This is a genomic window from Paenarthrobacter nitroguajacolicus (genome assembly GCF_051027655.1).
In the GTDB taxonomy this organism is placed as follows: domain Bacteria; phylum Actinomycetota; class Actinomycetes; order Actinomycetales; family Micrococcaceae; genus Arthrobacter; species Arthrobacter nitroguajacolicus.
Window position 1 is genome coordinate 2,184,822 of record NZ_CP073234.1, and the last position, 20,987, is coordinate 2,205,808.

23 protein-coding genes are annotated in these 20,987 nt (G+C 61.2%); 5 read left to right on the forward strand and 18 right to left on the reverse strand.

The window, feature by feature from the left end; genetic code table 11:
* Nucleotides 1-10 precede the first annotated feature (10 nt).
* The 8 genes from KCX59_RS10445 to KCX59_RS10480 form a co-directional block, all read right to left on the reverse strand.
* Complete coding sequence (locus KCX59_RS10445) at nt 11-1,159, reverse strand: zinc-dependent alcohol dehydrogenase (protein ID WP_179018221.1); 1,149 nt, start codon at nt 1,157-1,159, stop codon at nt 11-13.
* A gap of 53 nt (nt 1,160-1,212) precedes the next feature.
* Nucleotides 1,213-2,361, reverse strand: coding sequence for a glutathione-independent formaldehyde dehydrogenase (locus KCX59_RS10450; RefSeq protein ID WP_179018220.1), 1,149 nt, complete (start codon nt 2,359-2,361; stop codon nt 1,213-1,215).
* Nucleotides 2,362-2,635: 274 nt separating this feature from the next.
* A complete protein-coding gene (locus KCX59_RS10455) occupies nt 2,636-2,980 on the reverse strand; it encodes a FliG C-terminal domain-containing protein (RefSeq protein ID WP_179018219.1) in 345 nt (114 codons plus the stop codon).
* A gap of 153 nt (nt 2,981-3,133) precedes the next feature.
* A complete protein-coding gene (locus KCX59_RS10460; protein WP_179018218.1) occupies nt 3,134-3,475 on the reverse strand; it encodes a hypothetical protein in 342 nt (113 codons plus the stop codon).
* Between the two features lie 264 nt (nt 3,476-3,739).
* Nucleotides 3,740-4,855 carry a fatty acid desaturase family protein gene (locus KCX59_RS10465; protein WP_256871520.1) on the reverse strand — a complete coding sequence of 372 codons (1,116 nt, stop codon included), beginning with the start codon at nt 4,853-4,855 and terminating at the stop codon, nt 3,740-3,742.
* Between the two features lie 140 nt (nt 4,856-4,995).
* Entirely contained in the window at nt 4,996-5,709 is a 714-nt protein-coding gene (locus KCX59_RS10470) for a GAF and ANTAR domain-containing protein (protein WP_179018216.1), read from the reverse strand.
* A 9-nt stretch (nt 5,710-5,718) separates the two neighbouring features.
* Entirely contained in the window at nt 5,719-6,396 is a 678-nt protein-coding gene (locus KCX59_RS10475; protein ID WP_179018215.1) for a GAF and ANTAR domain-containing protein, read from the reverse strand.
* A 171-nt stretch (nt 6,397-6,567) separates the two neighbouring features.
* Nucleotides 6,568-7,302 (reverse strand): GAF and ANTAR domain-containing protein, encoded by a 735-nt coding sequence (locus KCX59_RS10480; protein ID WP_178992689.1) that lies wholly within the window; start codon nt 7,300-7,302, stop codon nt 6,568-6,570.
* Nucleotides 7,303-7,427: 125 nt separating this feature from the next.
* Here KCX59_RS10480 and KCX59_RS10485 point away from each other — a divergent pair, with 125 nt between their 5' ends.
* Nucleotides 7,428-7,562 carry a hypothetical protein gene (locus KCX59_RS10485; RefSeq protein ID WP_256870449.1) on the forward strand — a complete coding sequence of 45 codons (135 nt, stop codon included), beginning with the start codon at nt 7,428-7,430 and terminating at the stop codon, nt 7,560-7,562.
* 689 nt (nt 7,563-8,251) lie between these two features.
* Here KCX59_RS10485 and KCX59_RS10490 read toward each other — a convergent pair.
* Nucleotides 8,252-8,725, reverse strand: coding sequence for a LacI family DNA-binding transcriptional regulator (locus KCX59_RS10490; RefSeq protein ID WP_434122665.1), 474 nt, complete (start codon nt 8,723-8,725; stop codon nt 8,252-8,254).
* A gap of 285 nt (nt 8,726-9,010) precedes the next feature.
* A complete protein-coding gene (locus KCX59_RS10495) occupies nt 9,011-9,904 on the reverse strand; it encodes a diacylglycerol/lipid kinase family protein (RefSeq protein ID WP_179018213.1) in 894 nt (297 codons plus the stop codon).
* Between the two features lie 480 nt (nt 9,905-10,384).
* Here KCX59_RS10495 and KCX59_RS10500 point away from each other — a divergent pair, with 480 nt between their 5' ends.
* Together KCX59_RS10500 and KCX59_RS10505 are read left to right on the forward strand one after the other, a co-directional pair.
* The gene (locus tag KCX59_RS10500; protein ID WP_179018212.1) at nt 10,385-11,485 is read left to right on the forward strand and encodes a ferredoxin reductase; all 1,101 of its coding nucleotides are present in this window, start codon (nt 10,385-10,387) and stop codon (nt 11,483-11,485) included.
* A gap of 13 nt (nt 11,486-11,498) precedes the next feature.
* Nucleotides 11,499-12,668: a fatty acid desaturase family protein gene (locus KCX59_RS10505; RefSeq protein WP_179018211.1), complete on the forward strand. Its 1,170-nt coding sequence runs from the start codon at nt 11,499-11,501 to the stop codon at nt 12,666-12,668.
* An 11-nt stretch (nt 12,669-12,679) separates the two neighbouring features.
* Here the strand turns inward: KCX59_RS10505 and KCX59_RS10510 are convergent, their stop codons facing one another.
* From KCX59_RS10510 to KCX59_RS10520, 3 genes are read right to left on the reverse strand one after another with little or no spacing between them, the layout of a single operon-like run.
* The gene (locus KCX59_RS10510) at nt 12,680-13,447 is read right to left on the reverse strand and encodes an SCO1664 family protein (RefSeq protein WP_178992710.1); all 768 of its coding nucleotides are present in this window, start codon (nt 13,445-13,447) and stop codon (nt 12,680-12,682) included.
* Nucleotides 13,447-13,995 (reverse strand): DUF3090 domain-containing protein, encoded by a 549-nt coding sequence (locus KCX59_RS10515; protein WP_179018210.1) that lies wholly within the window; start codon nt 13,993-13,995, stop codon nt 13,447-13,449. The genes KCX59_RS10510 and KCX59_RS10515 overlap by 1 nt, the downstream gene beginning before the upstream one ends.
* 24 nt (nt 13,996-14,019) lie before the next feature.
* Complete coding sequence (locus KCX59_RS10520; protein ID WP_179018209.1) at nt 14,020-14,712, reverse strand: histidine phosphatase family protein; 693 nt, start codon at nt 14,710-14,712, stop codon at nt 14,020-14,022.
* 113 nt (nt 14,713-14,825) lie between these two features.
* Here KCX59_RS10520 and KCX59_RS10525 point away from each other — a divergent pair, with 113 nt between their 5' ends.
* Entirely contained in the window at nt 14,826-15,866 is a 1,041-nt protein-coding gene (locus KCX59_RS10525) for an AAA family ATPase (protein WP_178992713.1), read from the forward strand.
* Between the two features lie 52 nt (nt 15,867-15,918).
* Here the strand turns inward: KCX59_RS10525 and KCX59_RS10530 are convergent, their stop codons facing one another.
* The 5 genes from KCX59_RS10530 to KCX59_RS10550 all read right to left on the reverse strand — a co-directional run bounded on the left by KCX59_RS10530 (nt 15,919) and on the right by KCX59_RS10550 (nt 20,722).
* Nucleotides 15,919-16,323 (reverse strand): GlcG/HbpS family heme-binding protein, encoded by a 405-nt coding sequence (locus KCX59_RS10530; RefSeq protein ID WP_178992714.1) that lies wholly within the window; start codon nt 16,321-16,323, stop codon nt 15,919-15,921.
* Nucleotides 16,324-16,377: 54 nt separating this feature from the next.
* Nucleotides 16,378-17,337: a 2-hydroxyacid dehydrogenase gene (locus tag KCX59_RS10535; RefSeq protein WP_179018208.1), complete on the reverse strand. Its 960-nt coding sequence runs from the start codon at nt 17,335-17,337 to the stop codon at nt 16,378-16,380.
* Entirely contained in the window at nt 17,334-18,533 is a 1,200-nt protein-coding gene (locus KCX59_RS10540; RefSeq protein ID WP_179018207.1) for a pyridoxal phosphate-dependent aminotransferase, read from the reverse strand. The genes KCX59_RS10535 and KCX59_RS10540 overlap by 4 nt, the downstream gene beginning before the upstream one ends.
* Nucleotides 18,534-18,821: 288 nt before the next feature.
* The gene (locus tag KCX59_RS10545) at nt 18,822-19,841 is read right to left on the reverse strand and encodes a DUF808 domain-containing protein (protein ID WP_179018206.1); all 1,020 of its coding nucleotides are present in this window, start codon (nt 19,839-19,841) and stop codon (nt 18,822-18,824) included.
* A 101-nt stretch (nt 19,842-19,942) separates the two neighbouring features.
* Nucleotides 19,943-20,722, reverse strand: a complete 780-nt coding sequence (locus KCX59_RS10550; RefSeq protein WP_179018205.1) for a type 1 glutamine amidotransferase domain-containing protein — start codon at nt 20,720-20,722, stop codon at nt 19,943-19,945.
* Nucleotides 20,723-20,824: 102 nt separating this feature from the next.
* Here KCX59_RS10550 and KCX59_RS10555 point away from each other — a divergent pair, with 102 nt between their 5' ends.
* On the forward strand, nt 20,825-20,953 hold the full coding sequence (locus KCX59_RS10555) for a hypothetical protein (protein WP_256871518.1): 129 nt from the start codon (nt 20,825-20,827) through the stop codon (nt 20,951-20,953).
* Nucleotides 20,954-20,987: the final 34 nt, after the last annotated feature.

Below are 20,987 nucleotides of genomic sequence, written 5' to 3' on the forward strand. Positions count from 1 at the left end.
ATGGTCCCTTTCAGGCCGAGGTTGCGACGATGAGGGGCTTGATGCAGTCATCAAGCTTCGCGGAGAAGATGTGGTATCCCTCGGCGATGTGCTCCAGAGGGATGCGGTGGGTGACAATGTCACTGGGTTTGAGGTGCCCGTTCCGGATGTGTTCGAACAACCGGGGCCACTGCCTTTTGACCGGGCATTGGTTCATCCGAAGCGTCAGCCCTTTGTTCATCGCGTCGCCGAACTTCACGGCACTGAAGAGCGGCCCGTAGGCGCCCACGACTGACACCGTGCCGCCCTTGCGGACGGAGTCGATGGCCCAGTTGAGGGCGATGGGGGATCCGCCCTGCAGTTTCAGCTTGCTGCTGGTCACGTGCTGGAGGAAGTTGCCGTCCGCTTCGGCTCCCACCGCATCGATGACGACGTCGGCGCCCAGATAGTCCGTGGCTTTCTTCAGGTGCACCACAATGTCGTCGTACTCCACAAAGTTGTAGGTCTCGGCGTGGGCGAATGAGCGGGCCTTTTCCAACCGGTATTCCAGGTGGTCGATGACGATCACCCGCCCCGCTCCCATGAGCCAGGCTGACTTCGCCGCGAACAGGCCCACCGGCCCGGCACCGAACACCCCAACGGTGTCGCCCTGGGCGATATCGCCCAACTGGGCGCCGAAGTAGCCAGTGGGCAGGGCGTCGGTGAGCAGTACGGCGTCCTCCTCGTCCATCCAGTCTGGAATCTTGGTGGGACCCACGTCAGCGAACGGCACGCGCACAAACTCAGCCTGGCCGCCGTCGTAACCCCCGCAGGTGTGGGAGTAGCCGTAAATGCCGCCCACGGCAGTGGCGTTCGGATTGACGTTGTGGCAGTTGGAATACAGGCCGCGGGAGCAGAAGTAGCAGGACCCGCAGTAGATGTTGAACGGAACCATGACCCGATCCCCGACCTCCAGGTTTTGGACTGAGGAACCCACCTCGTGGACCACGCCCACAAACTCATGTCCGAAGGTCATCCCGACCCGCGTGTCCGGCATCATCCCGTGATAAAGGTGCAGGTCTGAGCCGCAGATGGCCCCCAATTTCACTTGCACGATCGCATCATTGGGATGTTCGATCTGCGGTATGTCTTTCTCTTCCACGCGCACCTTATAAGGCCCGCGATACACCATGGATCGCATTAGTTCCCCCTCCGGGAAGTAGTTCGTTCCGGCATTGAAATGACCTCCCGGGTCTAGGTGTCGGCGGGGTGGAGGACGACTTTGGTCCAACCGTCGACGCGGTCATCGAAGTTCCTGTAAGCCTCCGGGGCCTTGTCCAGTGGCAGTTCGTGGCTGACGAGGAAGGAGGGGCTGGCCTTCCCGCCGGCAATGAGGTCGCGAAGGGACCGATTGTATTTCTTGACCGGGCACTGACCTGAGCCCATCGTTTGTCCTTTGAACCAATAGTTTCCGTAGTCGAAGGCCACCTGACCCTGCTTGGCAAGTTCGTCCGAAGCTCCAGGATCCTGCGGCAGGAACACGCCTACTATGCCTAGGCCGCCGACGAACCGGACGGAGTCCACCAGACGGTTCAACGTCAGGTTGGGCTGTTCGTTTCCGCTCGGGTCGTGGGCCTGGTACCCGACGCACTCGCAACCCCGGTCAGCCCCGAACCCCATGGTTTGGTCTTTGACGAACTCAACAGGGTCCACTTTGGAATCGTCTACAGGGATGGCAGCGATCTGTTCGGCAAGCTTCAAGCGGTCACTTTGCCGGTCCACCACCATGACTTTTCCGGCGCCCTTGATGATGGCCGAGTAGGCTGCCATGAGTCCTACTGGCCCCGCGCCGTAGATGACTACCGAGTCCCCGGGGTAAACGCCGGCCATCTCGGTTGCGTGCCATCCGGTGGGGAAGATGTCCGCGACCATGACATAGTCGAGTTCCTTCTCCTCGGCGTCCTCGCCCAAACGCAGGCAGTTGAAGTCTCCGTACGGCACGCGCAGGTACTCGGCCTGTCCGCCTTGATACGGGCCCATGTCCGCGAACCCGTATGCCGCGCCGGCGAGCTTGGGTTCGGGCTGCATGGTCAGGCAATAGTTTGTGAAGCCACGTTCGCAGTTCTTGCAGAATCCGCAGGCGATGTTGAAGGGCAGTACGACTCGTTCGCCCACCTTGACCTTGCTCACCGCGGAGCCGGTTTCGATCACTTCACCGAGGTTCTCGTGCCCGAAGGTTCGTCCGGTTTCGAAGCTGGTGCGGCCCTCGTACATATGCAGATCGGAACCGCAAATATTCGACGACGTTATTCGCACCAACACGTCGGCGGGGTGCTCAATCTTGGCGTCAGGTACGTCCTCGACGCTGACATCGTTTGGTCCTTTGTAGACTACTGCCTTCATTTTTCCGCTCTTTTCTTGTTGCCCAAGCCGATCCGACCAAGTCGATGTAGCTTTCCGTGGGCAGGCGGAGAAATGCCGCGGGGCCCTGAACGGAATGATGGCGCAGCCGTTACCCAGAAACGGGCGTTGATTCAGCGAGGAAATGGGGAATGCAGGATGAGACCTGAGAGTCGCTCAGAAGGGGCCGGAAGGCCCAACGCTTTCAGACGGCAGCTGTCCGGAACAATCTACCTGCCGGTCCGTCCGCAAACGAGACAATGAATGAGCCTTAATACTAAGCACACTTATTACCGGTGTCGAGGTGTAGTGCCAGAAACTTGTTGCAGGCGGATCGGCGGGTGGCAACGAATGAACTGGGCCTGTGCTCGTCCACTTGTGACGCGCGAACGGGGCCGGCGTTGGTCATTTCACATGCCAGGATTTCCCGATTTCGATCAGAGATAGTGTTGCGGACCGTTTCGAGGACCTTCCCTGAAACGCCTTTGACGGAGATTCCCAGGAGCGTGGGGGATGCCACCCCGCCCATCAACCCAGCTGCCTTGTCAGACCCGAAGGATGCCTGCAGGAGAGCTGCCGCGAAGTTGGTAATCACCGAATCCGCCACTGAGGACGAGAGCATGCGAAGTGGGCTCCGCCAATTACCTCGACCCCGACCGGAACATGGGTTGCGAACTTCAACGGCTCCAAGGGGAGGTTGTCGCCCACTCGAAGTTCGCTCATGATGTCCTTTGTTTGGTCCGGGAATTCTCAGTGAACTCAGCTACCTGCTCGCTCAGGCAGGCAATTCCAGCCGGAAGCCGCAGCTCACGCAGCGCAAAATTTTGGTTCTAAGCCGGACGTCAAGCAGTTGGGACAAGTCATCTCCAAGAATGGTGTTCGCGCTCATGCTTCGCCGCACTTCGAGGGGGACTCTGGCCATGAGTTCGCTGCAATGAAGGTAGCTGTCGCCGAAGAGGATGAGCCCTTCGAGATTCGTTCCGGTGTTCAGTCTTGCAGCAACCTCGCTGAATCGCGTGAAGTGCGAGAGTATGGAGCCGCATCCGGTGCAGCTGTAGGAGACATCTACGATGAGGCCGACTGTTTGGGCCTGTGCTGTTTCAATCGCGTGCAGCACCAGGTAGCCGTCGGTCCGGCACGTCGGGCACCACATTCTCGCCCCGTGGGGCAGGCTTCCCTGCTGTGGGCACGACCGGTAGGGGCTGGTTGATGAGCGACAAGTTGTTGCCTCCTCGTTGCGCTGGTAAGGCGCTGCCGAGGTCGGGGGCAACAAAACTAGAGTAGGCACCAAGGACACCGCTAGTCCATAGGGAAAGAAGCTGTGCGGGTGATTTCTGGGTGGACGACAAGTCTCTTAGGACAAAGGCTCTTGGGCGCTACTCTAGCTCCGGTGTTGCTCGGCGAGGGGGCAGGTGAACGGGTCAGCCGCCGCGAGACCTACGGTATTGAGGTAGCGGATCACGATTGAGTAGGAGCGCATCAGGCCTGTCTCGGTGTAGGGGATACCCGTAAGAATGCAGTGTGCTTTGACGAGCTCGCTGGCTTGGCGAAGATGTCGGCGGGGCATGTCTGGAAACAAATGGTGTTCGATCTGGTAGTTGAGCCCGCCCATGAAGAACGTCACCAATTTACCGCCGGTGATATTGCGGGACGTGAGCACCTGCCGGGTTAGGAAGTCGGCGCGACTGTTCTCGGGAAGTATAGGCATCCCTTTGTGGTTTGGCGCAAAGGTTCCGCCCATATACAACCCGAAAACGGCGACTTGAACCCCAATGAAGGCCGTGGCGACGCCGGGGGACAGTACGAAGAAGAGCAACCCGATGTAGGCCCCGAAGCGCACGCCCAGTAGCCCGAGCTCAAGCCATCGGAACTTTACCGGCCCGCGATGCAGCAAGAACTTCAGTGAGTCGATGTGCAACGTCCAACCGAGGAACAAAAGGAACGGGAAGAGGAGATAGCCCTGGCGTTTGCCATACGCCCGGGAGAGCCGCCCTCGGCTGGTCGGGACTTCGTTGTGGAAGACGATGGCGCCGGGAGCGATATCCGGATCCCTGTTGACCATGTTCGGCCGGGCGTGATGCCTTGAGTGCTTGTCGGTCCAGTAGGCATAACTCATGCCCACCATCAGGGTGGCGATCAGGCGTGCCGCCCACTCGTTGGCGGTCCGGGACATGAACACCTGGAGATGCGCAGCTTCGTGGCCGACCAAAGCAAACTGCGTGAAGACAACACCGAGCATGGCCGCGACCGCCAGCTGGAGCCAAGAGTCGCCCACAAAGAAGAATGCCACCCAGACACCGGCGCCCGCGATAACCAGGAGCACCAGGAGGAGGACGTAATAGCGTCGGCATCGGTCGAGCAGGCCAGCTTCCTTGACTGACGTCAAGAGACCTGCGTAGCTGCTGGTGACTTTGTTGATCCGAATTCCGGACGTTGTCCGATGGAGGCGTGGCGTGACGGCGGGCACGACCGGTGGGGGCTGGTTGGTTGGTGACATGATGTTGCCTCCTCGTGTGCGCTGAAAATGCGCTGCCGAGGTCTGGGGCAACAACACCAGCGTAGGCACGAAGGGCACTGAGAGTCCATAGGTAATGGACCTTGCCGGACAACCCTGGGCGGGAGGCGACCAGAAAAGCGCTAGATCATCAAAGTGCGTTTGACGATGCTTTCGGCGACGTCGTGGAGATTTTGCCGGGAGGAGCGGGCATGTGCGCGCAGTACGTTGAAGGCACTGTCCATGTCGAGGTTCTTTGTCTGTGCGATGACGCCTTTGGCTTGTTCGATGAGCACTCGGGTGGTCAACGCGCGTTGCAGTTGGTCGTTGAGGACGCCTGCTTCGCGGATGGTGCGTTCCTGCAGAAGGCTGATGGTTGCTACGTCGGCCATGGCTTGGGCGATCGAGGCGTCTTCTGGGGTCAGGGCGCCGGTTTCGGCGCCGAACAGGCCCATGGCGCCGATGACCCTGGTGTGGACGCGCATTGGCACGGCGTGCACTGACCTGAATCCCATGTCCAAGGCGATGTGTTGGAATGCCGGCCAGCGCTCACCAAGGGCGCTGATGTCATCGACGGTGATGACCGTTCCGGTGTGGTAGCACTCCACGCAGGGTCCGGCTCCTGCTTCGAGTTGGAGCAGTTCCACCAGTTGGCTTTGTTCGCTCGTTGAGGCAAGCAACTGCAGGTTCCCATCGGCGTCGGAGAGCAGCAGGCCGGCTTGTGCGGCGTCGAGTAAATCGACGGCGTCTTCGACGAGGGTGTGGAGCAGGTCCAGGACGTCGTAGTCGGCAACGAGGGTGTCGGTAAGCTTCACGAACGTATCGCTGAGGCGTTCGGCTCTGCTTTTGATTACCATGTCTGCATTTTACTGTGAACCCTGATCGGCGGCGCCCGCTGCTGGTGTGAAATCCAGCTGGCGACTGACCACGTCCATGGCAGTGTCCTGCAGTGATCGTCCGCTCGCGAAGGCATGGCCTCGCAGAAGCAACAGCGCTTCGTCCGGTGTGCTGTCGGTTTGGACCAGCACCATGCCGGTGGCTTGGTGGATTTCGCGTCGGGCCAGGGGAATGGCCGCCGATCCTGTCTCATTGTCTGGCATGAGTGCCCGCAGCAAAGTCCAGGCGGTCCGGCTGGCAATTTGCGCGGCCCTGCTGGTCTGGGCGGGGCTGAATTCGCGCGGTGAGGTGCAGTACAGCTCCGCCACGCCGATGACGAGGCCCCCGGCGAGCAACGGGAAGACGAAGAGTGCCGCGGCGTCGGTCGAGGCTGCCGCCTCGGCGAAGGCCGGCCAGGCCCGTACTCCGGCGGCGCTCAGATCGGGGATCACCACGGGAAGATGGGTGCGGAAAACATCCCACCGTGGTCCGTCGCCGAGATCGTATTGGAGCTCATCGATCCGGGCGGCCGTTGTGTCGGACGCGCACATCAGTGTTTCGGCCGCTGAACCGCCGAAAATTGAAACGGCTGCTCCATCGATGGGCAACTCCTGGAGGAATGCGACACAAAGATCATCGTGGGGACCATAACCCGGCGCTGCGGTCATCCCGGGCACTCGTTGTCAGCTCTTAGGCGATGGCTCGGGTGCACCAATGACCACCATTCTTGTATCTTGCCAGGCAGCCGGACTCTGACTGCTTCCTCAACCATAAACCCGCTGACGTGCCGACTCCCGACGGCGGCGGCCGCCACGGTTTGTTCAACCCTTTTGCGGACGCTATTTCTCGAAGAACGTTGAGGTCTGGGAATTGTTGACGCGTTGGACTATGGCTTCGGCTACTTCGTAGAGTTTCTGATTTCGGTCGCTGGATGCTTTCTTGAGGATTTCCATGGCTTGGAACTGGCTGCAACGGTTCTGGGCCATGATCATTCCGCAGGCAAGGTCGATAACTGTTCGGCCTTCCAAGGCGGCTCTTAAATTTTCGACCAGCTGTTCGGCCGTCGTGATCCGGACAGCAAGACGCAGGGCCCGGGCCGCCATGTCTCCGAAAACCTGGGCGTCGGCAACTGTCTCCGGAGTGAACTGTTCCGCTGGGGACGCGAAGAAGTCCAGAACGGCCATGGCGTCGGAGCCCAGCTCGAGGGGGATGCCCATGGCACTGCGGTACCCCTCATCGGCAAGCGTCCTGCTGAAGTTGGGCCACCGTTGCTCCTCCATGGCATCCGAGACGACAATGGCGTGGCCCACGTCCAGGGCTTCGAGGCAGGGTCCTTCGCCGAGGCGCTGTTCGATTTGATCCAGCCACACGGCGATGTCGCTGCTGCCAGCGATCGTGGTGCGGTGCTTGCGACGGTGAAGTGCAACAGCGCATTCGATCTGCGTGCCTCGTACGCGGGACAAACTCTCCGAGGCCAGCCCGGCCATACCCTGAAGGAAGCTCTGAAGGTCGTCGGTCGAAGTGATCAGCCGGTTCAGGCGATCAAATCCTTCCTCGAGCTCGTCGTCTGTCATGCGTCCAATCTATGAGCCGGTGTCCTGTTGCACAATGCAGGGTGGGGTTCCGGGAAGAGCAGCCAGCCGGCCTCCCTCCCCGAGAACGCCGGCCGGCCTGGAAAACTAGTGGTGGCTGGATCCACGTGAACTTTGGTGGCGATTTCCTGGAACACGGTGGATTCGTCGACGGCGTGCCGGACCATGCATCCGACGGCGAGCAGAACAATGCTGAGCAGGAAGTGCACGCGGCAGCGCCGGTTTCCCGGCGCAGTCTTTGAGTGCCCAGGGTACGCGTCAAGTGCCCCTTTTTCGGTTTTCGATCGAGCAAAAAGAAAGTGTGGACAATGTCCACACTTTCCGCCTCGAACTGCCTCGTACAGCCACCGCATTGGCCCCGATTCCCTTATTCTTCCGCCACTTCCCTGCTTGCAAGGCCCGGAATCCCGTTCGAGTCCCACCTCGGGCACGGCATACCCCCTCGTCAGAGGGGGTTTTTGCTTTAACGTGTGTACATCCTGGTTGGTCAGGTCCCTCTGACACTGGCCGCGGGGTGCGCGTGGCACCGCGGGTCGCCTGTTTGGTTGCGGGGGAGCGGGTTCAGGGTCGTGGCCGGTTGGCCCTCCGCCTGCTTTGAGCTGGGGTTATGTGTTCCTCTCTTGGTTCGCCCGGTAGGTCGCGGTTGCCTACACCTCTTCATGGGTAGGACGGATGGGCGCACCATGACTTCGCGATGCTGCATCAAAAAATCCAGCCTCGGCTCGTTCATGACGGATTAGGGCTGGATTCGGATTTTTGCCACTCACATCTCGGCGCTTTACGGCTTTTCCCCTGGTTGAGTCCAGTCGGCACATTGACCGTTGCCGCGAATTCGTACGCTTGTCGCCCTGTCAACTCGCGAAACGAAAGCTTCAAGGGGCCGGCGGTAAAACTGGCGTTGAGCTGCAGCATTTATCCGCGCCCATGTGCCCTACCGACGTGGAGGCGCTGACGTCTTCCGCACGATGAGCCGCGGTGGCACCAGGACGTGCTCCGAGTCAGTCCGGCCCTCGATCCTCGAGAGAAGCAGCTCCGCAGCTTGTCTGCCCATCTGGACGCCCGACTGGTCGACGGTGCTCAAAGCGATAGGGGGGAGGCCCGTAGCGGGGATGTTGTCATAGCCTACGATCGACATGTCGTCCGGGATGTGGATCCCGGCTTCGAACAACGCAGTGTAGGCGCCAAGCGCGGAAACATCGGCGCCGCCGTGCAGGGCAGATGGACGTTGGGCCAGAGGCCTGGCGGCGAGTGACCGGCCGGCTTCCAAGCCGCTCTCAGTTCCCCATCGCCCCGGGACGTGATCGATGTACCTGGCCAGCCCATGCTTCTCCATTGCCTGGTCGTAGCCGTGGCGGCGGACTGTTTGGGGCATGCCTGGCTCACTGTCCGGCTGCGTGTTGGCCATCATCGAGATCCGTTCATGCCCCAGTGACACAAGGTGGTCAACAAGCGCGTGCGGCACATGCTTGCTGCACCGCCGCCGCGGCGCTGTTATGCCCCGATCCAACGCCTGCTGACAAGATTAGTACGCGCTCCCCTCTGGCCGTGCCTGAGCCCCGTGCCGACGTTGTGCGCATGAGGAGAGGCTAGCAGGCTGCATCTCCTTGGGGGCGGGAGTAGCTGTGGACTTCCGGGCCGCGGAGCCCAGCAGCTTTTCTTCCGGGATCAGGCAGTGGTGCCGCCAGTAGCGTCAGATGGTTGTAAGGGCGTGTTTGGCGCTTTCGACCAAGACGTGGGTGTTGGCTGGCACATGAACTACTTCCCCATCAATCTGACAAGGAATGGGGTTCCGCGTGGTGAAGGCATAACTGCTCACACTGGGCTGGCGTCCGAGCCCCAAGGTGACCGCGCGCAGGGTCATCAAGGCTATCCTCCAGCGTCCGGAGTGGGGCAGGGTCACAACTTCGAATTGACCGTCATTGGGGTTGTTCTTCTCGCTTACGGTTCCGTACTTGGCCATGCGTGAGATGTTTGCCAAGACCAGGCTGTCGAAGTGTGCGGTTGCACCGTCTGCGCGCTCGAGCTCAAACGGCTTCAGACTGGAGAGCGTTCTGGTCACGGAGAGAAGCTCAAGTATTTTGCCTTTCCCGCCCTTTTCGATGCCGATTGCCATTAAGGGGGTGAGCCCAAACCCTATGTACGAGTGGGCATACTGGACCCGCTGTCCTCTTTCTCCCGTTAGTGTGATGCGCAGCAGATCCATTCGACGGACAGAACCTTCACGGATCGCCTCCGTCAGCTGCCTCAACGGCATGCTCCTGAAATGGTCGTTGGCGTTACCCGCCGGGAGCACGGTGCACACTGCACGCGTCGAAGAAGCGTCCATCACCCCGTTGACGACCTCGTTGTACCCTCCGTCCCCGCTGATCGAAATGAGGAGCGGAGATCCGGTCGTGGCCGCTGAACGGGCAAGCTCGCGGGCGTGCCCCGCGAACGCCGTCGGCAGCGTCTCAATCGTCAAATCGGGCAGCGCGGCGAGCAGTTCCTGCTCAAGTGAGGCGATCCGCGTTCCCATGCCGGCTCGGTGCGGATTGAAGATCAGGACCACCCTGTCGAAATGTGGCGCAAGAGCGTCACTCCCCACGTCTGCCCTCCCAAAGCCCCTTGCAACCACCGGTCGCGACCGTCCGTGCGAATAGATATCCAGCTTAACCTTCCACCCTTAGTCCTGGTTCGGGTGTACTCCGCTCAGGCAGGGCCGGGGCGGAGAGCCGATATTGCCACGATCGTGTCGAAGGACACGCGCGGGAAAGGTGGTGGCACTAAGTGCAGTGCGTCTCTGGACCACTGGTTCGGGTTTGCATGGAATCCGGTGGACGTATTACTGTCTTGCTACTAAACCGGTATGGGCGACAGAAGCCCGGAGAGGAGGAGCGCATCACCGCTGACCAATCCAAGCACCACGTCCCATTTCCGTTGAAAGCCCCTTCCGGGGGCTTTCCCTATGTCTGACAGTAATTCGGGGGCGAAGGGTATCGTAAGCATGCTTATGATATTCGGTAGTTTGGATGTCCCGGCAGATTCGGTCGGGGTCTTGGTTCTCTGTCGTTGTGAGGAGTAGTCCATGGTCAGCTTTCGGCCCCTGGCCCGCATCGCCGCGGTTTTGACCACCCCGCTTGCCCCGGAAGACGTTCTGGCCCTGTTCAATCCGGTGTATTCGTCCCGGCAGTTACGCGGGATCGTGACCAGGGTCGTACAGGAAACTGCGCAGTCGGCCACTATTTTCTTCCGTCCCGGCCGCGGCTGGCACGCCCACCTCGCGGGCCAGTGGGCGAGGATCGGCGTCGATCTCAACGGGGTCCGCCAATGGCGTTCCTATTCACTGAGTGCGCCGGCGGGCAAGGATCCGGCCATCACCGTCACTGACGTCGGGTCCGTGTCAGGGACCCTGGTCCGGAAGACCAAGGTTGGTGACGTCCTTTTTCTGGCTCCGCCTCAGGGCGACTTTGTCCTCCCGGAGCACCCCCGTTCACTCCTCATGCTCACTGCGGGAAGCGGCATCACACCCGTCATGTCGATGATTCGGACACTTGTCCCAAGCCGCCCCGACTCAGACGTTGTGCTGATCCATTCCTCCCGCGACGAAGGCGACAGTATCTTCCGCGAGGAACTGGCTGAACTCGCTGATCAATTTCCCAATTTCCGCTTGGTGCAGTGGCACACCAACGGCCGTGGCCGTTTGAACTTCACATCCACGGCCGTCCTGGAAGAGGTCTGCCCGGACTGGCGCGACAGGGCAGCGTATGCGTGCGGCCCTGAGTCTTTCCTGGATGACGCCGAAGCTATGTGGAACCACGCAGCGTTGACTGCTGTGGCCACATCAGGCAAGGAAACCGATGGTGGAACAGGGCGCGGCTCGCTCACTATCGAACGCTTTAGCACCGAGCTCCTGGGGGGCGAAGGCAGCGAAGGTGGCGTAGTCACGTTCGAAGCTTCCGACCGCGAGGTTATGGCCGACGGCGGGGTCCCCATCCTCGATGTCGGCGAGGACGCAGGGGTGCTGATGCCCAGCGGCTGTCGCATGGGCATTTGTCATAGCTGTCTGACTCCTTTGCTCGCCGGAAGGGTCCGCGACCTTCGCACCGGTGAGATTCATGGAGCGCCCGGGGAACTTATCCAAACCTGTGTCTCGGCAGCCGCCGGTCCCGTCAACCTCGAAATCTGAGGAGTACAACCGCATGTCAGTAGTTTCAGCCAAAAGGTCCGCCGCCGCCGTCGAACCCAAGACACGTCCTGGTGCGCTTGCCGATGGGGGCAGGCCCACGGTGCGGCCACCGGCAGCCGCACATCTGAGCGACGAGCAAGTGGCCCAGCTGGGCCGTGAGCTCGATGCGCTCCGTGACGAGATCCTTGCCAAGCGGGGCTCCAGCGACGCCGCCTACATCAGGCGCATGATCAAGATCCAGCGAGGGTTGGAAATCTCCGGTCGTGCCGCGCTACTTGTAAGCAGGAACAAGGCCGCCTGGTTCACCGGCACAACACTCCTCAGCGTGGCCAAAATCCTGGAAAACATGGAACTTGGCCACAACATCCTCCACGGCCAGTGGGACTGGATGCGTGACCCGGACATCCACTCCACCACGTGGGAGTGGGACTTCGTTACCCCGTCGCGGTCGTGGCAGCATACGCATAACGATCTTCATCACCGCTGGACCAACGTAGTTGGCAAGGACCGCGACGTCGGTTACAACCTTTTGCGCATGGACCCCGATCAGGAGTGGAAGCCCTTCAACCTGGGAAATCCTCTCTACAACGCCTTGCTTGCACCCGTTTTCGAATGGGGCATCGCCATCTACGACTTGGAGATCCCCGAGTACAAGGAAGGCCTGAAATCCAAGGAGGCCATGAACAAGGACCTCAAAGCGCTGGGGCGGAAGGCACTTAAGCAGTTCGCCAAGGACTATGCAGCCACTCCAGCCCTGGCCATGCTGTCAGGTTCAGGGAAGCAAGCCCTCTATGGCACGCTCGCTGCCAATGCCATCCGCAACGTCTGGGCCCATGCGGTCATCTTTTGCGGCCACTTTCCCGAAGGAACGGATACGTTCACCGAGGAAATGGTGGAAGGCGAGACGCGCGGCGACTGGTATGTGCGTCAGATGATCGGCTCCGCCAACATCTCGGGGCCGCGGTTCATGCACCTCATGACAGGGAACCTGTCGCACCAGATCGAGCACCACCTCTTCCCCGACCTTCCTTCCAACCGCTACGCCGAGATCGCACCCAAGGTCCGCGATATCTGCGAACGTTACGGCCTGAAGTACACCACCGGACCGTTGCCGAAGCAGGTCGGCTCCGCGTGGGCTAAAGTCTTCAAGCTTGCCCTGCCCCCAAGGCAGGCAAGACGTTAGCCCTATTTCCCCTAAAACAGCGGCCAAGGCACCGCAGGCATCCCACCGCTCGGAGCGGGGAACCGCCCTGCCAAGCGCAACCGGGCGCAGCGGGTGGCCAGTGATGCAATTTCTTCGGCGCTGAGCAGGCCGGCCAGGTCCCGGCCGAGCCCGCCGTGCAGTCCGTCGGCAACGCGATCGATGCCGTCGCGTTCCTCGGCTGTGAGCGGCTCTCCCAGCCATCCCCATAGCACGGTGCGCAGCTTGTGGTCTTGGTGAAAAGTGAGCCCATGGTCCACACCGTGGCGGTGTCCGTCCGTCATGGCGAGGATGTGGTCGCCTTTGCGGTCGGCGTTGTTCACGATCATGTCGAAGACTGCCATGCGTCGGAGCGCTGGCGTGTCTTCATGAACAAGGGCGACCATCCGTCCGTTCTCATCTTGTCCTTCGAGAACGTGTTTCCAGCCTGTCGCGGGCACTTGGTCCGTGGCAAGCAGGTTCACGGCGCGTTGGGCCGGGTCCTGATCCTGCCAGAGCTGCACCATTCCGTCACCGAAGGGGCCATCGCGCAGCCACGTGCGTGGAACGATGTCCCAGCCGGAAACCTGCGACACCAAGTAAGCGGCCACCTCACGGTGGGCAAGGGTGCCGTGCGGAAAGTCCCACAGCGGACTTTCGCCTGCTATCGGCTTATAGACGACTTCGACGTCGCTGATGCTGCCTAGGAATGTAGCGTTCGAAGCCGTGGTGATGCGCCCAGTGAGGGTCAGATCGGCGGTCACCAGGTCCGGCGTCGGCATCAGACCTCAGGAAGGGTGCAGATGTGCCCATCGGCGTCCATGGGGTAACCGCAACTCGAACACGTCGGACGCCCGGCCTCCACGATCTCACGGGTGCGCGTGGCGAATGCTCGCGCGGTGCCGACCGGCATTCGCACCAGCAGCATCTCGTTGGCGTCGTCCTCATCGGGTGATTCGTCGTCGTCATCCGCATCGACATCGGTGATGGGATAGGCCTCAATGACAACCTGGGCGGTGGTTGGATCCCAACCTAAGCTCATGGCGCCGGCGCGAAATTGCTCCTGAACGGCTTCCAGCGGGTCGTTGTCGACAAGCTCTATGGGAGTACCTGTGGGAATGCTGAAGGGGTTGCCCTCGGCGGTGATCAGTTGGTCGAGAATATCGTCGATCTTCTCCGCGAGCAGGGCCGACTGCTGCTTCTCCAAGGCAATACTCACGATCTGCTTACCTGCGCGCACCTGCAGGTAGAACGTTCGTGCCCCCGGGAGGCCAATGGTGCCAACTACCACCCGATCAGGCCAGGCAAACTCGTGAACACGTGTAGGCATGTCAGTATTTTAGGCACATATGGTTCATGGCGCGGTCTGCCCTGCACCGCCGCCGACCGGCGCATCGCCCGATTGGATGCCGTTCGACAGCCATGACAGGTCACCCGCATCGGTGTTGGTCGCGTAAACGCCCGGCCGGCTGGGGCCGTAGCGCACGATCGACACGGATGCAGGGCCCACGTTAATACGCTGGAACAGGTCAAGGTGCATGCCCAGCGCGTCGGCGAGGATGGCTTTGATGATGTCACCGTGGCTGACGGCCGCCCACACCGCCCCGGGCCCATGCTCGGCTTCGAAAGCTGCATCGTGGCGTCGGATCGCTGCCACGGACCTGGCGTGCATCGCTGCCATGGATTCACCGCCGGGAAACACGACGGCGGACGGTTGCGATTGCACTGCCGGCCACAAGTCCTCGGAGGCAAGATCAGTGAGCGTACGGCCCTGCCACAGGCCGTAGTCGCATTCGGTGAGGTCCATATCGATGGGCGCGTACGGCGCGCCAGCCTGACGATCAAGGATGAACTGGGTTGTCTGCCGGCAACGCTCAAGAGGGCTCGACACCACCCCGACTAACGGCACGGCTGCGAGCCGGTTTGCCATCAGAGCCGCCTGTTCGCGCCCGATCTGGTCGAGGCTGACACCGTCGGCCCGACCGGCCAGCATTCCAGTGGCATTTGCTGTGGTGCGGCCGTGCCGCACGAGAATAACTGTGGCCATCCACCCAGCCTAACCACCCGTACGACGGCAGTGTGAACGGTTCCGCACCGGGCGTCGAACTGGCACGTCGAACTCGTTGTACGTGGCCGGAAATCGGGGACTACAGTGGTTGTATGGCTGCAAGCCGCAATCCGCTCGATGACCTGCGCGAAACCGTAGGCCATCTGGCCAACCAGCTCAAGCTGTCAGGTTCCGAGCGCGTCGACGACCTGATGGGCGATTTCATCGGCGCGAGGCCAGGGCCGGCCCGGCCGCTATCGGAAGTACAGGCGGAACTTGACGCGCTCGTCGGGCTGGAGACCGTGAAGGAACAGGTGCGGGCCCTTGTTGCCCTGCTTCAGGTCCAGGCCCGCCGGAAAGCACACGGCCTCCCGGAGGTGGCCACATCACAGCATCTGGTGTTCCTCGGAAACCCGGGCACAGGCAAGACAACCGTGGCGAGGCTTCTGGCCGAGATGTACCGCGCGGTGGGCCTACTGCAGAAGGGCCACTTGGTGGAGGTCGACCGTTCGGGCTTGGTGGGGCAGTATGTCGGGGCGACCGCCATCAAGACGGACCGGGTGATCCGGCGTGCGCTGGACGGTGTCCTGTTCATCGACGAGGCCTACGCGCTGGCACCGGAGGATGGCCGAATGGACTTCGGTCCCGAGGCGATCGAGGTCCTGCTTAAGAGGATGGAGGACCATCGCCACCGCTTGGTGGTGATCGTGGCCGGGTACCCGCGGCTGATGGAGTCCTTCTTGCTCTCCAACCCCGGGCTGCGCTCTCGGTTTGCCCGCGAGATTACGTTCCCCGACTACTCAGTCGATGAACTCCAGACGATTTTCCACCAGATGCTGGCCCAGCACGAGTACACACTGGAGCCTGGTGCGGACCAGATGTTGCGTAACATCCTCACCGGGCTCCACGCTGGTGAGGACTCGGGCAACGCCCGGTTCGCCCGCACGCTGTTCGAGCAGGCGCTCAACCGACAGGCGCTGCGTCTGTCACGCGACGAGGATCACAGTCTCGATGCGCTCGATCGTGATGCCGTCATGACGCTCACGGCGGACGACGTCGTTGAGGCAGCCCTGGCCTTGGGCGAGGAACCCGAGCCGGAGCTGGAATCGTCGCTGGAACCGGAACGTTCACGCTGGTGGCGCTGGCTTGCCTGATCCGATCCAAGGGGTGACAGGGGCGCCCGTGAAACCCGGACGCCCCCTGGTGTTAAAACTCGACCGTGGCCCCCGCAGAGGCAACGGCATGGTCATTTTCTACCGTGCTTCCGCTGACGCCCACAGCGCCGATAACATGGCCGTCCTGGCTGTACAGGGGAAGGCCGCCGGGGAACGTAATGAGTCCTCCGTTGGATACTTCGATGTTGAAGAGGGAACCCCCGGGCTGGGAGAGTTCGCCGATCGAGCCTGTTGGCATATCGAAGTATCGGGCGGTGCGTGCCTTCCGTATTGCTATGTCGATGCTTCCCAACCATGCCCCGTCCATCCGGGTAAAGCCTTTGAGGTTGGCGCCTGCATCCACGACAGCGATATTCATTGCCGTTCCTTGTTCCAGTGCAACCTTGGCGGCTGCCGCTAGAACCGCTTCTGTCTGGGCTTGGGTGATGTCAGCCATAGTTTCTCTCCTTTGAGAAATGTACTTCGAATGGTTTCTATCTGTCGGATCCGTCTACGCGATCGGTGCCGGCGGTCGTTCACCGCTCAACACTGCCAGTGCGTTGTCGGCGGCGAGCATGGCCATGGCTGTACGCGTTTCCACCGTGGCTGAGCCGAGGTGCGGCAGGAGGGCGACGTTGTCCAGTTCCAGCAGGCCGGGATGGACGCGTGGTTCTTGCTCGTAGACGTCAAGTCCGGCTCCCGCGATTGCGCCTTCGCGGAGGGCTGTTGCCAGTGCGTCTTCGTCGACGATCGGTCCGCGCGCGGTGTTGACGAGGAACGCGGAGCTCTTCATCGCAGCGAGTTGTTCCGCCCCGATCAGGTGATGGGTGGCGGGACCGTACGGGCAGTGCAGTGATACGACGTCGGAGACTGCCAGCAGTTCGTCGAGGTCGACGCGTCGGGCGTCCAGTTCCGCGGCGATCGTTGGGTCGATTTCGCTACGGGACTGGTAGACGATGTCCATGCCGAAGGCTTTGGCCCGCCGTGCGGTAGCCTGGCCGATTCCGCCCATGCCGACGACGCCGAGTGTCTTGCCCTGCAAGCTACTGCCGAGAAGGAAGAACATTCCCCACTTCCAGGCTTGGCCGGAGCGAATGAGTCGTTCGCCCTCACCGAGCCGTCGGGTTGCCATGAGGATGAGGCCGAACGCGATGTCGGCCGTGGCGTCGGTGAGTACGCCTGGCGTGTTGGTGGCCACGACGCCCCGTTCGCTGCAGGCGGGCACGTCGATGTTGTCATAGCCGACGGCGACATTTGCGACGACCTTGAGCTGCGGGCCGGCGGCGTCGAGCAGTTCTGCATCAACGCGCTCGGTGAGCAGGGACACTATGGCATCGGCTCCGGCTACCCGGCGCAGAAGTTCTTCGCGGGTAATGGTCTCGGGACCATCCCACGCCTCGACGTCGTGTTCGGCGCGGAGTTTTTCAATGGCAGCGTCGGGGATACGTCCTGTGACGACGACGCGGCTCATGCGGTCACGATCCAGTCCCGGAGGCGGCCGAGGCCGTCGCGGATGTCGGCGACGTCGATGCCTGAGTAGGCGAGCCGGATGTACTGCCTTTCTTCGCCAGGTAAGCGTCGGCCGAAGTGCTCGCGGGTGCAGAAGGAGACTCCGGTCTTGTACAGGGCGTCGCTCGCGAAGTCGCCCACTGCCGTGTAGCCCATTTTCTCCATGACGTCGGTGACGTCCGGGAACAGGTAGAACGTCGACTGGGGCACTGCGACGTGCATTCCGGGGACGGAGTTCACGAGTTCGCAGGCAGCATCCCGCCGTTCACGCAGGATGTCGAGCATCTGTTGAACCGGTTCCTGGGTGCCGCGCAGTGCTTCGATACCTGCCCACTGAACGTAGTGGGTGGTGCATGACTCGTCGTTGGTGTTAAGGGTGCTGAGGACTTTGGCGATCTCAAGGGGAGCTACGGCACAGCCGAGGCGTGAGCCGGTCATGGCGAACTTCTTGCTGAAGGTGTAGAGGATCACGGTTCGTTCTGCCATGCCCGGAAGCGATGTGATCGAACGGGAGACTCCTTCGTAGCGGGTCTCGAAGTAGGCCTCGTCGGAAAGCACCCAGAGATTATGCTCCTGGGCGATCTGGGCAATTGCCTCGCGCTCAGCTGCAGTGGATTCCGCGGAGATGGGGTTCTGCAGGTCGTTGTAGATGATGGCAACGGTGTTCGGCGTGATCGATGCGCGCACCTGGTCGAGGTCGATCGAGAAGCCTTGGCTCGTGGGGAGGTAGCGGTACGGTACTGCTGTGCCTCCGAGGTATTCGATCTGCGACTCGTAGATCGGGAAGCCGGGATTCGGGTACAGCACTTCCTGACCGGGGTTCATCACTGCCTGCAGGAACTTCGTGATGACCGGCTTGCCGCCCGTCATGACCACGACGTTGTCGGGGGAGAGGCTGATGCCGCGGCGTGAGCCGATGTCCTCGGAGAGGGCTTCGCGCAGCTGGGGGATGCCGGGGCCGGGGCAGTAGCCCGTGTAGCCGTCGGCGATTGCCTTGGTCATGGCTTCGACGATGTGCGGGGCGGTGGGGATGTTGATGTCACCGAGGTGGAAGGGGTAAACCAGATTCCCCTTCGCCTTCCAAGCTGCCGCCGCCTGGGCGACGCTAAAGGCGGTTTCGGTGCCGAGCCGTTCGAGTCGATGCGCGAGTTGCTGCATGCTGTGTACTCCTCGTTGAGTTAAGAGTCATTCGTAGACATCTAATACATGACTAATATATCAAAGCGTCATGTGGCCCTCAGCACAAGCGTGCGACGCACTATGACTCATCACATGAGAGTGGCACCGCATCCGGGTATTAACCTGGACGCAGTGCCACTGCATTTGTTGTCGGTCATCGTTACCGATGTCCTGATGGAGTCAGCCTGTTAGGACGCCGAATCGTTGTCCCGCGCCCAAGTAGGTCGCAGTACATGCCGTTTTGAGCCCTCAAAACGGCGTCATCTGCTACTTACTTGGGTTATGTTTGGCCGGCTTGTGACCGGCGATCGCGGCGCGGACATCGCCCTCTTCGTGTCCATCCTTCTTATTGCCAAACGGCAGCACCTTAAGCAGCGGGTGCAGGATGAGCATGATGACCAGGCCCCAGATGGCTCCGAGAATGGCTGAGCAGATCGTGTTCACGAGCCAGGCAAGGAAGCCGCCCACCACAGGGATCCCGACGAAGGGTGTCTCCAGTACATGGACAAGGTCATAGGGGCCGTGCCAGCCGAGGTCGTACGCACCCTGCAGCATGATGTGACCACCAACCCACAGCATGGCGATCGTTCCTATGAGGGTGATGGCGGCCAGTACGGCCGGCATCCCCTTCACGAGCAGCCGGCCGAAGCGCTGGGAGCCCTCGGAGGCCTTGGTGGTCAGGTGCAGGCCAATATCGTCCATTTTCACGATGAGGCCGACGGCGCCATACACAATGACAGTGATCGCGATCGCTACGACGACCAGGATGAACGCCCGGACCCACAGGGACTCGGCGGCCACCTCATTCATGGCGATGACCATGATCTCGCAGGACAGGATGAAGTCGGTGGTGATGGCGCCCTTGGTAACTTTCGCCTCTGCTTCAGGGCCGCGTTGGACAGCCGGTGCCTTCTCGGTATCAGCATGGTCGCCGCGGAACTTGTGCCACACCTTTTCGGCGCCCTCGTAGCAGAGGTAGCTGCCGCCCAGCATGAGGATGAACGGAATTACTCCCGGGATGAAAGCGCTAACCAGCAGCAGAGCCGGCAGGATGATCACTAGCTTATTTCGCAGCGAGCCCCAGAAGATCCGTTTGATCATCGGCAGTTCGCGTGACGGGTCCGCCCCTGAGACATATTGGGGTGTGACCGCGGCGTCGTCAATGACGACGCCGGCAGCTTTGGCCCCGGCTTTGGCGGCTCCTGCCGCGATGTCGTCCACGGAGGCAGCCGCTATGCGGGCCAGCGCTGCGACATCGTCCAACAGTGCGACGAGACCGCCGCTCACAGGAGAACTCCGTCCTGCTCAAGGGCGGGCAGCGGCGTGTGAATACCTGGGTAGAGTCGCATAATCGGCATGTTCGGAGTATACGATGACTGGCGGAACCTCTAGTGTTCCGTGTCCGCCGCTGCCTGCTTCTTAGCGGTCTTTTCCGCGTCCTTCTCAGCGCGCAGCGCCTCCGCCTCGTGCTGCTCCTCGGCCTTTTCCTGATGGATGACCTGGGCGAAGAGCTTCTCCATCTCCTTGGCTACTCCGGCAGCTGAAGCAGGATTCTGACCGGTGACCAGTCGCTCGTCTACCGCCACTTTTTCTTCAAAGACGCCCGCGGAGACATGGCGTGCTCCCTGTTCCTCCAAGCGGTCTGCCAGGAAGAATGGAATGACCTTGTCTTTCCCTGCGGCAACTTCCTCGTCATTGGTGAACGCGGCCACGTCCCGGCCTTGGACAAGACGGAATCCGTTCTCCAACTCCACATTCAGCAGTCCAGCCGGACCATGGCAGACCGCGCCCACCAAGCCGCCGGCGTCGTAAACGCTGGCAACCAAGCGCTGCAGTCCTTCGCTGTCCGGGAAGTCCCACATAGCGCCGTGTCCTCCCACGAGATAGACGGCATCATATTGCCCGGGATCAATAACATCCACGCGGGCAGTGTTGTACAGGCCGGCGCGCGTGGTCTCATCTTTGGTAAAGGCGACCTGGATAGGATCATCCGTGTCTACCTCGTCGCTGGGAGGCTGGCCGCCTTTGATCGAGGCAAAATCGACGAAGTGACCTGAATCTTTGAACACCTTCCACGGATGTGCGGCTTCGGCCACGTTGTAGCCGGTCTTCTCGCCCGTATCGCCGAGCTCGGAAACGCTGGTCAGTACCATGAGGATTTTCTTCATGAAGTGCTCCTTTCGTCCAAGTCCACACTACGCCCCACCTTTTCAAGGCTCTGGCAGCTGAAGAATCCATCGACTGTCAGCACGCGCCCCTATGCTTGCCTCATGTCTACTGAAGAAGAGAAAGACCCTCCCGTCCCCGCCGACGTTGAAGGCAAGATCCCGAAAAAAGTTCACGATGTCCCGAACGAAGAACTGCCCCACGCATCTACGGACGAACCCAGCGCAAAATAGACGGCAGACGGCGCGGTTTTGAACCTTCAAGTCT